The sequence below is a fragment of the Comamonas sp. Y33R10-2 genome, assembly GCF_019355935.1.
In the GTDB taxonomy this organism is placed as follows: domain Bacteria; phylum Pseudomonadota; class Gammaproteobacteria; order Burkholderiales; family Burkholderiaceae_C; genus Comamonas.
Map to the genome: position 1 here is coordinate 2581449 of NZ_CP079925.1, position 14171 is coordinate 2595619.

Sequence of the window (14171 nt, forward strand, 5' to 3'; positions counted from 1 at the left end):
GGTGAAGCGGCAAAGCCGCTCATGTAGCCCCTACATTCGTCCGTATGCGTAGCCGACCTGGGTCTCAATGCCTTCGATCTCATCGAGCAGTTTGAGAAATGGGCCCAGAGCGCGGTAGCGGTCGCAGGTGGTGCGAATGTAGTGGATGAAACGCGGGGCGTCGGCCAGATATTTGGGCTTGCCATCGCGCAGCGTAAGGCGGGCAAAGATACCAGCCACCTTCAAATGGCGCTGCAGACCCATCCATTCAACCCCACGGTAGAACTCGCCAAAGTCATCGCCCCAGCCGCTGGCGCTATTGGCCCCAACTAGACCGGCCTTGCGGGCCTTTTCCCAGTAGCGGATGGTGATGTCGATGATGAAGTCTTCATCCCAGCTAATAAAGGCATCGCGCAGCAAGCTGGCAATGTCATAGGTAATGGGTCCGTAGACGGCATCCTGAAAGTCCAGCACACCCAGCGGTGCACCGGTGGTCAGAGGTTGCATGAGGTTTCGCATCATGAAATCTCTGTGCACATAGACACTTGGTGCTTGCAGATTGTGGGCGACGATCTGGTCGAACGTCTTGCTAAACAGGGCCTGCTGCTTGTCGTTCAATGTGAACTGACGGTGTTTGGCGATGTACCAGTCGGGAAATAGCTGCAACTCACGGCGCAGCAGCGCTTCGTTGTACGGGGGCAGATTACCCACGTTGCCGCTCTTGGACGCTAGTTGCAGCTCCAAAAGCACTTCAAGGGCTGAGCGGTACCAAGCTTCGGCATCTTGCGGTTTTTCAGGATCCAGCGCCTCAATTACAGTCTTGCTGCCCAAGTCGTTGAGCAAGATAAAGCCGTTGGGAGCATCCCAGTCCAAAATCTGCGGCACGCTAAGACCTGCCTCGGCCATCAGGGCTTGTACCTTGATGAATGGCGCGCAGTCTTCTTTATCTGGAGGTGCGTCCATGACGATCAAGCTGCTGCCATCGGCGGCATCTAGGCGCAGATAGCGGCGAAAGCTCGCATCGGCCGAGGCGGGGCGCAGGGTTTCAGGGCGCAGCTGAAGGCGGGCAGCCAGAGGCATCAGCCAGGCATCGAAGGCAGCGTGGCGGGCAGAATCTGCCCAGGCAACGCTAACTGTGGGGGTGTTTGGATCGGTCATGGATAATCGGATTTTACAAACCGATGCCAACCCGTCTGCGGGCAGTGGTGCTAGGCTGTCGGTTTTCTCTGTTGACGTGTGCCTTCGCACGCGTGGTTTTGACGCTTTTGATCATCGTGCAATCCCCATCCCATCCACGAGACTTTCAACCTGCCATCCGCGCCCGTTCTACGCGCGTGGGAGGCACTCGGCCGGTGATTCGCCCTTTGGCATGGGCTGTGGCTTTGGCATGGGCGGGGGCTGGTATGCAGGTGCACGCTCAACCCGCTGCCAAGACGCAGGCTTTATCCTCGAATGCGGGTGAGGCGCTGCCTGCGCTACAGCTCAAGTCCAGCAACCTGCTTCAGGAAACCTATCCGCAGGAAGTGCGTGACCAGCAGCCGATCTATATCAAGGGCGACAGCCTAGAGGGCCAGCCAGATATCAAGGCATCGGTGCATGGCGATGCTGAACTGCGCCGCGGTGACACCTCGATTCGCGCGGAAAAACTCGACTATGCCGTGCCTGACGACAAGGTCAACGCCGTGGGCTCGGTGCGTATTAATCAGGCCGGTAATGTCTACGAAGGCACGGCGCTGGATTTGCAAGTGGATGCGTTTAAAGGGCAGTTTGATAACGCCAATTACCGCTTTTTAGCCAACGGTGCCTATGGCGAATCGTCGCGAGTGGAGTTTGTCGATCAAGACAACTCCATCATTCACGATGCGACTTACACCACCTGCCAGCGCGGCGATGAAGAGAGCTGGCAGCCAAGCTGGATGCTCAAAGCCAAGACCATTCACCTAGACATGGCCGAAGAGGTGGGCGTAGCCGAAGGTGCCCGACTGCAGTTCAAGGGCGTGACGGTTTTGCCCGTGCCGCGCATGAGCTTTCCGCTCTCGGACAAGCGCAAGTCCGGCCTGCTGCCACCCATGATTGGCATGGACAAGCTCGGCGGTATTGAATATTCGCAGCCTTACTACTGGAACATTGCGCCCAATCGCGACATGACCATCACCCCATCGCTGATGACTAAGCGTGGAGTGAATCTGGCCGGGCAGTTCCGCTACTTGGAGCCAAGCTACTCTGGCGAGACCTATGCCAGCTATATGCCAGGTGACAACTTGCGCAACCGAGATCGCTGGGGTTACTCGTGGCAGCACCGCACGACATTTAATACGCCTGTGGGTGGTCTGGGTCTGAACATGAACCTGAACCGCGTCAGCGACGGCGATTACTGGCGCGATTTTCGTCTGGCTCCCGTGGCACTGCGTCAGCGCCTGTTGCCCAGCACGGCCAACCTGAGCTGGGCCAAGGGCGATGGCGTGCTGAGCCTCAACGTGCTGCGTTATCAGATGCAGCAGGATTTGACGACGCCGATTGCGCCGCCTTACAGCATGGTGCCGCAGCTGCAGTACCGCTACACGCCACTAGACCTGCCCCACGGGCTGGACTTTACGGTAGTGGCTGACACGACTCGCTTTGAGTTGATTCGCCCAATTGCTGGGCAAGTCGGTAATAACGGTCAGCGCAGCTATGTGCAGGCACAGCTAAGCCGCCCCTTCTTGTCGCCGGGCGCATTTATCACGCCCAAGCTGATGCTGCATACCTCCATGTATCAGACAGATCAGCTGATGAGCGATGGCACAAAGAGTGCCACCCGTACGCTGCCCACATTCAGTCTGGACAGTGGTTTGGTGTTTGAGCGCGACACCTCTTGGTTTGGCACCAATTTGCTGCAAACCTTTGAGCCCCGCGCCTTTTACACCTACACGCCTTATCGCAACCAAAGCATGTTGCCGCTGTATGACACCGGCCGCAGTGACTTTAATTTTGCGAGTATTTTTTCCGAAAACGATTACATCGGTCAGGACCGCATCGCGGACAACCATTTGATGACGCTAGGCGCAACCTCGCGCTTCATCGACCCGGAAAGTGGTGCGGAAAAGCTCAAGTTTGCGGTTGCACAGCGTTTGCGTCTGTCGGATCAGCGTGTGCTGCTGCCCGGTGAGGTCGCCGCGACCAGCAAGCTGTCTGACGTCTTGCTGGGCGCCGCCTTTAACTGGACCGATAAATGGTCGCTGGAAGGCACAACCCAATACAACAAGGATATTGGTCGCACCGTGCGTACCACAGCTACAGCGCGCTACAGTCCTGGTAGCTACCGCACCTTTAATATTGGCTATCGCACCCAGCTCGATACAGTCACCAAACAAGACTCCAGCAAGCTCGTGGATGTGGGCTGGCAGTGGCCTATCAACGATCTTTGGGGCGACAAAGGCAAGGATTTGGGCGCGGGCCGAGGTCAGGGCGGTGGCCGCTTATATGCCGTGGGACGTTTGAACTATTCGTTCAAAGACAAAAAGTTAGTCGATACCGTGGTGGGCCTCGAATACGATGGCTGCTGCTGGATTGGCCGTGTGGTGCTGGAGCGTCTGCAAAGCTCGCTGATTCAATCCAATTTGCGCTTGCTGTTCCAAGTGGAGTTTGTCGGCTTCTCGCGCCTGAGTTTTGGCGCGGATCCTACCGCCAGCCTCAAGCGCAACGTGCCACGTTACGAATATCTGCGTGAGGCGGCGACCCCGCCCAGCCGCTTTACCAATTACGATTAATCAAGGCTTTTTCATGCGTTTTTTCTCTAAGACAACCAATGCATGCGCTGTGGCCATGGCTTTGGCTGTGATGGCGGTTGGTGTGCAAGCCCAGGGCCTGAAGACTCCGGGCAAAGCCAAGACTGGCAATGATTCGTCCATCTCGCGCGCCCTAGAGGCGACTGGCAAGCCTTCGGCTCGTCAGGCTCCTGCGGCAGCCACAGGAATTCGCTCGGCGGATTACATCGTGGCCTTGGTGAACTCCGAGCCAATTACCAACAACGAAGTGCGCGCACGCATGGCACGCGTCGTGCAGAACGTGACGGAACAAGGTGGCCAGCTGCCGCCCCAAAGCGAGCTGGCGCGCCAAGTGCTGGAGCGTTTGGTGATCGAGCGTGTGCAACTGCAAGAAGCGCGGGACACTGGCATTAACGTGGACAAGCTCACCGTCGATCAAGCCGTGGCCAATGTGGCGCGTCAAAACAAGACGGATATGGCCGGTTTACTCGCTAGCCTGAAAGCCGATGGCATTTCAGAAGACCAATTCCGCGCTGAAATTAGCGGTCAGATGCAAATGCAGCGCGTGCGCGAGCGCGATGTGGATGGCAAGGTCAAAGTCACCGAAGCCGATATTGACCGCTACCTTAAAGAGCAAAAGCGCCCCGGCGATACGGCTGGCAATGGCGCGATGACCAATCTGGGTCACATCTTGATCGTCGTGCCTGAAAACGCCAGTGCAGCGGTGGTTGCCGAGCGCGAAGCCAAGGCTAAGAAAGCCGCAGAAGCTGCTCGCAGCAATGCCGACTTTATTGCCGCTGTACGTGATTTCTCGGACGTGCCTAACGGTCAAGGTGGCGGTGCTATGGGCATGCGCCCTATCAGCGACTACCCTGAGCTGTTTGCCCAACAAGTGGCCTCCGCAGCTACGGGCGCCGTGGTCGGCCCCTTCCGCTCGGATGCGGGCTTTCACGTGCTCAAGGTGCTGGAAAAATCGCAAGCTGGCGCAGCCCCCGCTTTCATCACGCAAAACCACGCACGCCACATTCTGTTGACCGTAGGTGATGGCATGACGGAAGCACAGGCCGCCAAACGTCTGGAAGACTACAAGCGCCGCGTACTGGCGGGTCAAGCCACTTTTGAGCAACTGGCGCAGGAGTTCTCTAAGGACGGCAGCGCACGCAGTGGCGGTGATCTGGGTTGGTCCTCTCCCGGCCAATTCGTGCCTGAATTTGAGCGCACACTCAACAGCTTGCAACCCGGTGAGATCAGCGCTCCCGTGGTATCGCGCTTTGGTGTGCACTTGATTCAGCTCATTGAGCGCCGCCAAGAAAAACTCACCGAGCGCGAGCAGCGCGAAATGGTGCGCAATGTGGTGCGCGAGCGCAAGGCTGAGCAGGACTACGACACTTGGCTCAAAGAGCTGCGCGGCAAGGCCTTCGTTGAATACCGCGAGCCACCGCAATAAGGGCTTTTTCGCAGTGCTTTAAGCCCATGCAATTCACTGGAAGTGCCCGCTGATGTCATCATTGCGCATCGGGCACTTACAAACCCACAGTTTTTCAAGCGGTGCTCAGGCACCGCTTTCGCATTCATGAAACATATTCCACGCAAGCGCTTTGGCCAGAACTTTCTGACGGACGGCGCCATCATCGACAGCATTGTTGACGCCATCAATCCCGCAGCGGGTGAGCCCATGGTCGAGATTGGCCCCGGTCTCATGGCGCTGTCTCAGCCGCTGGTCGAGCGTCTGGGCAAGCTCACTGTGATCGAGCTGGACCGTGATTTGGCGGCACGCCTGCGCCTGCGCGACGATCTGGATGTGGTGGAGTCTGACGTGCTCAAGGTCGACTTCCGTGCGCTGGCCGCGCGCATGGGTGTGCCCAAGCTGCGTGTGGTGGGCAACCTGCCCTACAACATCTCCAGCCCCATCTTGTTCCATCTGCTCGAGCAAGTAGATGTGGTGCAAGACCAGCACTTCATGCTGCAAAAAGAGGTGATTGATCGCATGGTGGCCGATGCCGGCAACTCGGCTTATGGCCGCCTGTCCGTCATGCTGCAGTGGCGCTACGCCATGGAAGATGTGTTGTTTGTGCCGCCCGGCAGCTTTAACCCGCCGCCCAAGGTCGACAGCGCTGTGGTGCGCATGATTCCGCGTGAAAAGCCTGCCGAACTGAACCCCAAGCTGCTGGAAGAGCTGGTGCGTGTGGCCTTCAGCCAGCGCCGCAAAATCTTGCGCAACACGCTGGGCAAATGGCTGGAAGAAAAGGGCTTCTCTGGCGAGTTCGATGTGCAGCGCCGCGCCGAAGAAGTGCCTGTGGCTGAATACGAAGCCCTCGCCGCTCAGCTTTCCTGATTTAGCATAAAAATAGCTTCAAGTCCTTTTCAAACAAGGACTTGAAGCTATCAATTTAGTAGCTTAAGCCGTGACTTGCAGCACGTCGCCCAAGGCGTTGATCAGGCGCTCAATTTCCGCTTTTTCGCTGATAAAAGGCGGTGCAATCTGAATCGTGTCGCCTCCGTAGCGCACGTAAAAGCCGGCATCCCAGCATTTCATCGCAATCTCATACGGGCGCTTAGCGGGCTCGCCGGGCAGGGGCTCAATCGTCAGGCCCGCAGCCAGGCCGATGTTGCGAATATCCAGCACATGTTTGGCGCCCTTCAAGCTGTGCACGGCTTGTTCAAAAAATGGCGCCAGCGCCTTTACGCGGCCGGGGCCGTCTTCTTGCTCCAGCAAATCCAGCGCGGCAATGCCTGCGGCGCAGGCCACAGGGTGGGCGCTGTAGGTGTAGCCGTGGGCAAACTCCAGCATGTATTCAGGCCCGCCTGCGGCCATAAAGCTGTTATAGATCTCAGGCGTCACCACGCAAGCGCCCAGCGGCTGCGCGCCGTTGGTGACTTGTTTGGCAATGTTCATGATGTCGGGCGTCACGCCAAACAGCTCGGCGGCGGTCGTAGCCCCTAGACGGCCAAAGCCGGTAATGACCTCATCAAAAATCAACAAAATATTGTTTTGCGTGCAAATCTCGCGCAGACGCTGCAAATAGCCCGCAGGCGGAATCACCACACCGCCCGAGCCAGACATGGGCTCCACAATCACAGCGGCGATGTTGCTGGCGTCATGCAGGGCGATCAGGTCGAGCAGGCGGTCGGCCAGCGCTTTTCCATCCGTCTTTGGTTGGCCTTGGCAAAACGAGCCCAGCGGCGGCTGGGTGTGGGGCAGGTGATCGGCCTCTATGCCTTGGCCAAAAGTCTTGCGGTTGCCCACCATGCCGCCCACGGAGATGCCACCAAAGTTCACCCCGTGATAGCCTTTTTCGCGGCCAATCAAACGGGTTTTTGTGCCCTGACCTTTTGCACGCCAGTAGGCACGCGCCATCTTGAGCGAGGTGTCTGCAGCCTCAGAGCCTGAACCGCTGAAGAACACATGCTCCAGCCCAGCAGGCATGAGTTTGATGATGCGATTGGCCAGTTCGAAAGATGCGGGGTGGCCAAACTGAAACGCAGGCGCGTAATCCAGTTGCAGCGCTGCTTTGCCCACGGCCTCGGCAATTTCACGGCGGCCGTGGCCCAGACCACTGCACCACAGGCCTGAGAGACCGTCAAAAATGCGGCGTCCGTCGGCATCAATGTAGTACGCGCCCTGTGCGGCGGTAATGATGCGCGGCTTGGCCTTGAAGTCGCGGTTGCCAGTAAAGGGCATCCAATGAGCACTCAACCACTGTGCATCGTGGGGAGTGGCGGAGGTCGACGTCTGGGTATCGGCAAGCTGCATGAGAACTCCTATGGTTCTCACCATTGTTGGCGACTGAATTTGTTTGTCAAAGCCTTGTCAGTCAATGTGTATTGATTTGGCCTGAAATGTCCTTCACTTAGCGATTTACGAAAAATTCAATGTAACGATTCAAAGCTGCCCGTTGCAATCGGCCATTGTGGCCAGAGACTGCAGCAACCAATGCGAAAAAGAGGCGTTGCTCATAGCCGCCTTTTATGCCGCTAAGGCTTGTTCAGTTTCAGCTTCTTGCTCTCGTTTTTTCATGCGGCGTTCCCAGACTTTTTCATGGAAGAAAAAGGCAAACGCCTGAACAGTGGGCTCTAGCAGACTGAGGGTGAGCGAGGCCAGCAGGTTTCCTGTCACCGCATAGGCCACGCAAGCGGCCACCGTGATGTGAATAAAGTAGTAGCTGATGGTCTTGTTCAGAGTGTCTCGGTTATGGCGCACAGCCTGCATCAAACGTGTCATTGAATTCTCCTGAGTCGATATGCCAATGGTAGAGATTGAGACTGTTTTAATCCAATTGAGAATCATTACCATCACGATAGTCTCTGCACCTCATGGAACGAGGTCAATCTTGATACGCTATCCATGAAAATAGGAGTGAAATAGGCCTCTAGTCCTTTATCTAAAAGCACAAGTAGCTATTCATTTATGAGTCTTCAATGTCAGAGCTGATACCCATTCAATTGCGTGCCTTGGTCCCATCAGATGTGAACGCCGTGCTGCGCATACAGGCGCAGTGCTATGGCGATGGCTTGGTGGAGCCGCGCGAGGTGTTTGCGCGCCGCTTAGAGGCCACTGGCCACTGCTCTTGGGGGGCTGTGGCGGGCGATGAGCTGGTTGCTTATCTTGCTGCTTACTGGTCACGCCCCGGCGCTATCACGCCTCTGAATGGTGACTTTGCCAACTACGCAGATGCCAGCGTGCTTTATTTGCACGATATGGCCGTGTCAGCAGCGGCTGCCGGTCAGGGCCTGGCGCGGCGCATGCTGGATGCGGCCCGGGCACAAGCCCGCCTGCGAGGTGTGCAGCAGATGACGCTGGTGTCGGTGCAGGGCTCAGCGCTTTATTGGGAACGTCAAGGCTTTATCGTGCAGGAAGTGCCAAATGCTGCACAGCAGCAACATTTGGCCAGCTATGGAGAGGGAGCGGTCTACATGGTAGGACTAATCTGACACGATTTACGATTTGGGCAAGGATAATGCCGCCCATGCCCAATCGCTGGAAACCCAATGTGACTGTCTCGGCCATCATCGAGCGTGATGGTCGTTTTTTGCTAGTGGAAGAACAAACGGCAGATGGACTGCGGCTGAATACGCCTGCCGGTCATCTCGACCCTTCCGAAAGCCCCGTCGATGCCTGCGTTCGCGAGGTTATGGAAGAGACCGCCCACGCTTTCACACCCACGGCGCTGGTCGGCATCTACATGAACCGCTTTGTGCGCACGCGCACGGGCTCGGACATTACCTATATGCGCTTTGCCTACACGGGTGATTTGGGCATGCACCACGCCCAGCGCCATCTGGATCACGGCGTGGTGCGCACCGTCTGGCTCACCCTCGATGAACTCAAAGCCACGGCCCATTTGCACCGCAGCCCTATCGTGCTGGAGTCGATTGGTGACTATCTTGCTGGGCAGCGCTATGACATGGGCTTGGTTCATGCGGATAGCAGCGTTTACAAGGGCGCCAAGCCCAACGAGCCACTCCCCGAGGATGTCGGCGCCACATTAGATGATGTGTTGGCGCAAATTCACTGACCGCACTAGCCACCCTTGAGGTGGCTTTTTTTTATGAGGCGTGCCTGCTTCTTTAGTTGGTTTTAGTGGCTTCGCTCATCGTCATGCTATTGCCGCTGCTGCACTCATCCGCTCTGCGCCCTGCTCGTACCGGACAACTTGAGCGGATAGATATTGGGATAAATATCCTGCTAGTCCTTATCAATAAATGACGAGTAGCTATAAAAAAAGGACTACCGAAGTAGTCCTCAAAGAGAAGTTGGTTGAGATGAGGTTAGTTCGAAGTGATCTTGCGCTCCTTCACCACCTTGCCCCACTGCTCATATTCCTTCTTCATGAAGGCGGCAAACTCGGGGCGCGTTGTGGGCTGAGGTGTCAGGCCGTGAGAGTTCAAGGACTTCTTCACGCTTTCGTCATTGAGCACTTTGACAATTTCTGTATTCCAGCGGTCCAGCACGGCCGTGGGGGTCTTACCCGGTGCGACAAAAGCGTACCAGTTCAGCGCCTCAAAGCCGGGGTATCCTGCTTCAGCCACCGTCGGAATATTGGGCATGTAAGCAGGGCGCGTTAGGCCGGTGGTGGCCAGCGGAATCAGCTTTCCTGCCTCAACCTGCGGCAGTGCCGTGGGGGGAGCAGCGAAGTAGGAGGTGACGCGCTCGCCCAGCAAGTCCTGCAGGGCTGGGGCGCCGCCCTTGTAGGGCACGTGGACCATTTCAACCCCTGCGCGCTGGTTGAACATTTCACCCGCTAAATGCGAGGCCGAGCCTGCACCAGTAGACGCGTAATCGACGCTGTCGGGGCTCTTTTTGGCCTTGGCGACAAACTCGGCCAAGGTCTTCACCCCTGCGCCCTTGTGCACCACCAATACGTTGGGAAAGTTCACACCGCCCGAGATGGGGGCCAGGTCGGTGAAGGGGTTGTAGCCCACCTTCATGATGTGGGGCGCAATCGTCAGCGGGCCGATGGAGCCAAACAGCAGCACCGTGCCGTCTGCAGGCGATTTGGCAACGAACTGGTGGGCAATATTGCCGCCAGCGCCGCCCTTGTTGTCCACCACCACGGTCTGGCCGATGTTCTCGCCCAGCTTCTTGGCAATCGTGCGCGCAGCCGCATCTGCTGCGCCGCCAGGAGCAAAGCCCACGACGAGGGTGACGGGCTTGTTGGGCAGCCAGTCAGGCGCTGCCATGGCGGCAGAGCCAAGGCTCAGCAAAGAGGCGGCCACCACTGTGGTCCGCAGGAAAAGGCGTTTATTCAACATGGGATGTCTCCTTGAACAGGATGGATGCCGGTGCTCCGGCTGATTTATTGGTTTGGTTTTGCAGATCAGTCGGCACCCAGACCGATAGGGCTGGGTTCGCGCTTTTCAGCGTTGTGGCGCAGCAGCGATGCGGTGCGAAACACCCCGTGGGCAAACTTGCCGTAGGGCAAAGTGGCGAAAAAAGCCATCACAGCACCCAGATGCAAGCACAGCAGCAAAGCCAGCGCCGGCGTGCCGCGGCCCAGCCATAGCGCTAAGCCGCTAGCGGCCACCACGAACAGCAAGGCGATAAAGCCCAGATCCATAGGCTTTTGCTTGGCGTCGCCATGCATGGGGTGGCGAGTACGGTTCAGGTGCCACAGGCCAGCCGTACCGACCATCATGCTCACACCACCCACAGCGCCCAAAATCTTGGGCAGGCTGGACAACTCATAAGGCGCAGGCAGGTTGAAGACGTAGTGGTAGACCGTGGCCAGAGCCGTTGCCGCAAAGCACAGCAAGAAGCCGTAGAACGTCAGGTGGTGAAAGCGTCGGCGCTTCAAGGTGTAGGCGTCGTCTTCGTTGTGGCAACCATCACCATGGCCGCCATCTAAGTACTTCAAGCGCAGCACATCTTGCGTGGCTTCAGCGGCCGCTGGGGCGCTGACATCCACATTGCTGGTGACAGGCTTCACGTCCTTCCAAAAGCGGCGCACGCCCATGAACAGCGCAAACACCACGAACAGAAATACAGGTGCAAAGATGCTGACCAGCAGATTGTGGGGGAACAGGTTGTAGAAGTTGTTGCCCAAGTTGTGGTTCCACAACTGGCCAACACCGCCTTGCGCAACCACGGCCAGCGTCAAAAAGATAGACAGCCCGGCAACCAGTGCCAAAGACAATGTCAAACCATTCTTTTGGTACAGCTTGCCCAATGCAGGCGGCCAGGCGTAGTCGGCATAAGTCTGGCCACGCACCTCGGCCATGGCCTGAGGGATGTTGATGGCAAATTCATGCGGCGGTGCGTACTGGCAGGCGTGCAAACAAGCGCCGCAGTTGTGGCACAGGTTGGCCAGGTAATGCACATCAGCCTTGCCAAATTCCAAACGGCGCGTCATGGCCGGGAACACGGCGCAAAAGCCTTCGCAATAGCGGCAGGCATTGCAAATTTGCAGCTGGCGGGCAACTTCCCCTTCAGCCGCAGTTTCCGTAGGTGCGGGGATGATAGGAATGACTCTGCCGGTGGCCAGCGTCTGGGCTTCCTTGCCCAAATCTTGCAGGGATTGGATGCTCATGATTTAGACCTCATCTTTCACAGCGCCGTGTACGGCAGGCTTGCCAGCCGCAGCCAGCGCGGCGTTACGGCCAGCAATGCGGCCAAAGGCGGTTCCAATCGACATGCCCACACCGGCGGTGTAGCCCTTGCCCAGCACATTGCCGGCCATCATTTCGCCAGCCACAAACAGGTTCTGGCTGGGTTGATCGTTAAAGCGCACGGCCGAGGTGTCGTCCACCTTCAGACCCAGATAGGTAAAGGTCACACCGGGGCGCAGCGCATAGCCGTAGAACGGGCCGGTATCGATGGGGCGCGCCCAGTGCGTCTTGGCAGGGGTCACGCCTTCGGTGTGGCAATCATCCAGCGCGGTGTGGTCAAAGTGGCCCACCTTGCAGTTGGCGTTGTAGGCGTTCAGGGTCTGCATGAACGTGTCCACGTCCAGACCCAGCTTTTGCGCCAGTTCGGGCAGGCTGTCGGCTTTCACGCCGGGGAACACCGGCGGCATAAAGCGGCCAATCGCCTTGCTGTCGATGATCGAATAAGCAATCTGGCCGGGCTGCTGCGCCACCAGTCGGCCCCAAATCGCATAGCGCTTGGGCCAGAAGTCTTCGCCCTCGTCATAGAAGCGCTGGGCATCGCGGTTGACCACCACACCCAGCGACACGCAGTCGATACGGGTGCAGATGCCACCGTCATACAACGGCGCGCGCGCATCAATGGCCACCATGTGCGCCTGCGTGGGGTCGCCAATGCGATCGACGTTGTGCTCGTCCAGCATGTGCTTGAGAAGTACGCCCTTGTTGAAGGCCGTGCCGCGGATGAGAAAGTTATCCGCAGGCCACTCACCGCGCTCGTTCTGCCCCCAAGCCTCGCGCAGCCATTCGCGGTTGGATTCAAAGCCGCCAGCGGCCAGCACGCAGCTCTTGGCGGTGATGCGCTGACCTTTTACCCACGCTGCCTTGAACTGGCCGTTTTCAATCTCCAGCTTGTCCACCGGCGATTCGTAGCGCACTTCCACGCCCAGCTTTTCGGCACTGCGGAAATAGGCATTCACCAGCGCCTTGCCCCCACCCATGAAAAACGCATTGGTACGCGCCACATGCAGTGCGCCCGACAGCGGCGGCTGAAAGTGCACGCCGTGCTTGCGCATCCAGTTGCGGCAGGTGCTGGAAGCGCGGATCACCATGCGCGCCAGATGCTCGTTGGTGATACCGCCGGTGACTTTCAGCAAATCCTGCCAGTACTCTTCTTCGGGATAAGCGTCGGTCAGCACATCCTGCGGGGCATCGTGCATGCAGCGCAGATTGCGGGTGTGGCCGGAGTTACCACCGCGCCACTCGCGCGGGGCGGATTCGAGCAGCAGCACGCGGGCACCCGCTTCGCGCGCCATGAGCGCGGCGCACAGGGCGGCGTTGCCACCACCGATGATGAGTACATCGGTGTCAAAGGCTTCAGTTTTCATGATGGGCTGCCATCAGGCGGGGGCCAGTGGCGGGTCAGCGGGTCAACGTGGGAAATGTTGTCCTGCCAGCAGCGCTGAATCAGCCGTGATCAGAAAAGTCAACGCAGGCAGGATCGTGTTTACCGCGACTGTAGTGAGCGTCTTCTTGCCAGTGCAGAGGCTCAAACGAATGGGGGTATCACGATTTGTGATGTGGCTGCATTAATAGCAATCCACTTTTGATGCAAGAGTTCTTCTGCCGCAGGCATGGCTGGATATTTCTGCCAATGCAAATAAGTAAAAAGCCCACATCTCTTTCGAGATGTGGGCTTTGAATCAATAAAAGCGACTAAAGGTGCTTTTTAAAACGGGATGTCATCGTCCATGTCGTCAAATCCCGACGCAGCGCGCTGGGGAGGTGGAGCCATGGGCGCAGGCGCTGCGCGCTGCTGCATAGGGGCCGGTGCGGGGCGTTGCTGCTGCATGGGGGCCGAAGCTGGAGCCGGGGCTGGGCGACGGGCTGGCGCTTCGTAGCTGCTTTCGCCATAGCCGTCGTCATTGCCGTAGCCGCCTTGGCCTTGCTGCTGACCACCGCCTTGGCGGCTGCTGAGCATTTGCATAGTGTCAGCGCGGATTTCTGTGGCGTAGCGCTCTTGGCCAGTGGCTTGATCAGTCCACTTGCGGGTGCGCAGGCTGCCTTCCACATAGACTTGGCTGCCCTTGCGCAGGTATTGACCTGCGATTTCAGCCAAACGGCCGGTGAAATTCACGCGGTGCCATTCTGTGGCTTCGCGGTTTTCGCCGGTGTTCTTGTCGCGCCAGCGGTCTGTGGTGGCGATAGTGACGTTGGCTACTTGGTCGCCGCTGGGGAAGGTGCGGATTTCAGGATCCTTGCCCAGATTGCCGACGATGATGACTTTATTGACGGATGCCATAGAGATACCTTTTCAGAAAGTGGCCTGGGTAATGAACGGTTCGTCCCAAGCCAATGGAGTGC

At 57.9% G+C, this 14171-nt stretch carries 12 protein-coding genes; 5 read left to right on the forward strand and 7 right to left on the reverse strand.

All coding sequences use genetic code 11. The features are described 5' to 3' along the window. Positions 1–30: 30 nt before the first annotated feature. Positions 31–1137: an aminoglycoside phosphotransferase family protein gene (locus KUF54_RS11510; protein WP_219342961.1), complete on the reverse strand. Its 1107-nt coding sequence runs from the start codon at positions 1135–1137 to the stop codon at positions 31–33. Positions 1138–1382: 245 nt separating this feature from the next. On the opposite strand from KUF54_RS11510, the gene KUF54_RS11515 reads away from it, so the two are divergent. From KUF54_RS11515 to rsmA, 3 genes are all read left to right on the forward strand, one after another. Beyond that, on the forward strand, positions 1383–3728 hold the full coding sequence (locus tag KUF54_RS11515) for an LPS-assembly protein LptD (RefSeq protein WP_255576444.1): 2346 nt from the start codon (positions 1383–1385) through the stop codon (positions 3726–3728). 13 nt (positions 3729–3741) lie between these two features. Next, positions 3742–5172 carry a peptidylprolyl isomerase gene (locus KUF54_RS11520; RefSeq protein ID WP_219342962.1) on the forward strand — a complete coding sequence of 477 codons (1431 nt, stop codon included), beginning with the start codon at positions 3742–3744 and terminating at the stop codon, positions 5170–5172. A 126-nt stretch (positions 5173–5298) separates the two neighbouring features. Further along, complete coding sequence (gene rsmA, locus KUF54_RS11525; protein ID WP_219342963.1) at positions 5299–6060, forward strand: 16S rRNA (adenine(1518)-N(6)/adenine(1519)-N(6))-dimethyltransferase RsmA; 762 nt, start codon at positions 5299–5301, stop codon at positions 6058–6060. Between the two features lie 63 nt (positions 6061–6123). Here the strand turns inward: rsmA and KUF54_RS11530 are convergent, their stop codons facing one another. Both KUF54_RS11530 and KUF54_RS11535 read right to left on the reverse strand, forming a co-directional pair. Continuing rightward, positions 6124–7479 (reverse strand): aspartate aminotransferase family protein, encoded by a 1356-nt coding sequence (locus tag KUF54_RS11530; protein WP_219342964.1) that lies wholly within the window; start codon positions 7477–7479, stop codon positions 6124–6126. Positions 7480–7692: 213 nt separating this feature from the next. Continuing rightward, on the reverse strand, positions 7693–7947 hold the full coding sequence (locus KUF54_RS11535) for a DUF2061 domain-containing protein (RefSeq protein WP_219342965.1): 255 nt from the start codon (positions 7945–7947) through the stop codon (positions 7693–7695). A 197-nt stretch (positions 7948–8144) separates the two neighbouring features. Here KUF54_RS11535 and KUF54_RS11540 point away from each other — a divergent pair, with 197 nt between their 5' ends. Both KUF54_RS11540 and KUF54_RS11545 read left to right on the forward strand, forming a co-directional pair. Next, the gene (locus tag KUF54_RS11540; RefSeq protein ID WP_219342966.1) at positions 8145–8657 is read left to right on the forward strand and encodes a GNAT family N-acetyltransferase; all 513 of its coding nucleotides are present in this window, start codon (positions 8145–8147) and stop codon (positions 8655–8657) included. 26 nt (positions 8658–8683) lie between these two features. After that, positions 8684–9241 carry an NUDIX hydrolase gene (locus KUF54_RS11545; protein WP_219342967.1) on the forward strand — a complete coding sequence of 186 codons (558 nt, stop codon included), beginning with the start codon at positions 8684–8686 and terminating at the stop codon, positions 9239–9241. Between the two features lie 253 nt (positions 9242–9494). On the opposite strand, the gene KUF54_RS11550 is transcribed toward KUF54_RS11545, so the two are convergent. The 4 genes from KUF54_RS11550 to ssb form a co-directional block, all read right to left on the reverse strand. Next, on the reverse strand, positions 9495–10478 hold the full coding sequence (locus KUF54_RS11550; RefSeq protein ID WP_219342968.1) for a tripartite tricarboxylate transporter substrate binding protein: 984 nt from the start codon (positions 10476–10478) through the stop codon (positions 9495–9497). Positions 10479–10543: 65 nt separating this feature from the next. Next, positions 10544–11752, reverse strand: a complete 1209-nt coding sequence (tcuB, locus tag KUF54_RS11555; protein ID WP_219342969.1) for a tricarballylate utilization 4Fe-4S protein TcuB — start codon at positions 11750–11752, stop codon at positions 10544–10546. Positions 11753–11755: 3 nt separating this feature from the next. Continuing rightward, positions 11756–13195 carry an FAD-dependent tricarballylate dehydrogenase TcuA gene (tcuA, locus tag KUF54_RS11560; RefSeq protein ID WP_219342970.1) on the reverse strand — a complete coding sequence of 480 codons (1440 nt, stop codon included), beginning with the start codon at positions 13193–13195 and terminating at the stop codon, positions 11756–11758. A gap of 341 nt (positions 13196–13536) precedes the next feature. Next, a complete protein-coding gene (ssb, locus tag KUF54_RS11565; protein WP_219342971.1) occupies positions 13537–14109 on the reverse strand; it encodes a single-stranded DNA-binding protein in 573 nt (190 codons plus the stop codon). Positions 14110–14171: the final 62 nt, after the last annotated feature.

Bases quoted from the DNA above. Each gene is read 5' to 3' on its own strand.
- tcuA (WP_219342970.1), bottom strand. From the start codon at position 13,195: ATGAAAACTGAAGCCTTTGACACCGATGTACTCATCATCGGTGGTGGC.
- KUF54_RS11545 (WP_219342967.1), top strand. From the start codon at position 8,684: ATGCCGCCCATGCCCAATCGCTGGAAACCCAATGTGACTGTCTCGGCC.
- rsmA (WP_219342963.1), top strand. From the start codon at position 5,299: ATGAAACATATTCCACGCAAGCGCTTTGGCCAGAACTTTCTGACGGAC.
- ssb (WP_219342971.1), bottom strand. From the start codon at position 14,109: ATGGCATCCGTCAATAAAGTCATCATCGTCGGCAATCTGGGCAAGGAT.
- KUF54_RS11515 (WP_255576444.1), top strand. From the start codon at position 1,383: ATGCAGGTGCACGCTCAACCCGCTGCCAAGACGCAGGCTTTATCCTCG.
- KUF54_RS11550 (WP_219342968.1), bottom strand. From the start codon at position 10,478: ATGTTGAATAAACGCCTTTTCCTGCGGACCACAGTGGTGGCCGCCTCT.
- KUF54_RS11530 (WP_219342964.1), bottom strand. From the start codon at position 7,479: ATGCAGCTTGCCGATACCCAGACGTCGACCTCCGCCACTCCCCACGAT.
- KUF54_RS11535 (WP_219342965.1), bottom strand. From the start codon at position 7,947: ATGACACGTTTGATGCAGGCTGTGCGCCATAACCGAGACACTCTGAAC.
- KUF54_RS11510 (WP_219342961.1), bottom strand. From the start codon at position 1,137: ATGACCGATCCAAACACCCCCACAGTTAGCGTTGCCTGGGCAGATTCT.
- KUF54_RS11520 (WP_219342962.1), top strand. From the start codon at position 3,742: ATGCGTTTTTTCTCTAAGACAACCAATGCATGCGCTGTGGCCATGGCT.
- tcuB (WP_219342969.1), bottom strand. From the start codon at position 11,752: ATGAGCATCCAATCCCTGCAAGATTTGGGCAAGGAAGCCCAGACGCTG.
- KUF54_RS11540 (WP_219342966.1), top strand. From the start codon at position 8,145: ATGTCAGAGCTGATACCCATTCAATTGCGTGCCTTGGTCCCATCAGAT.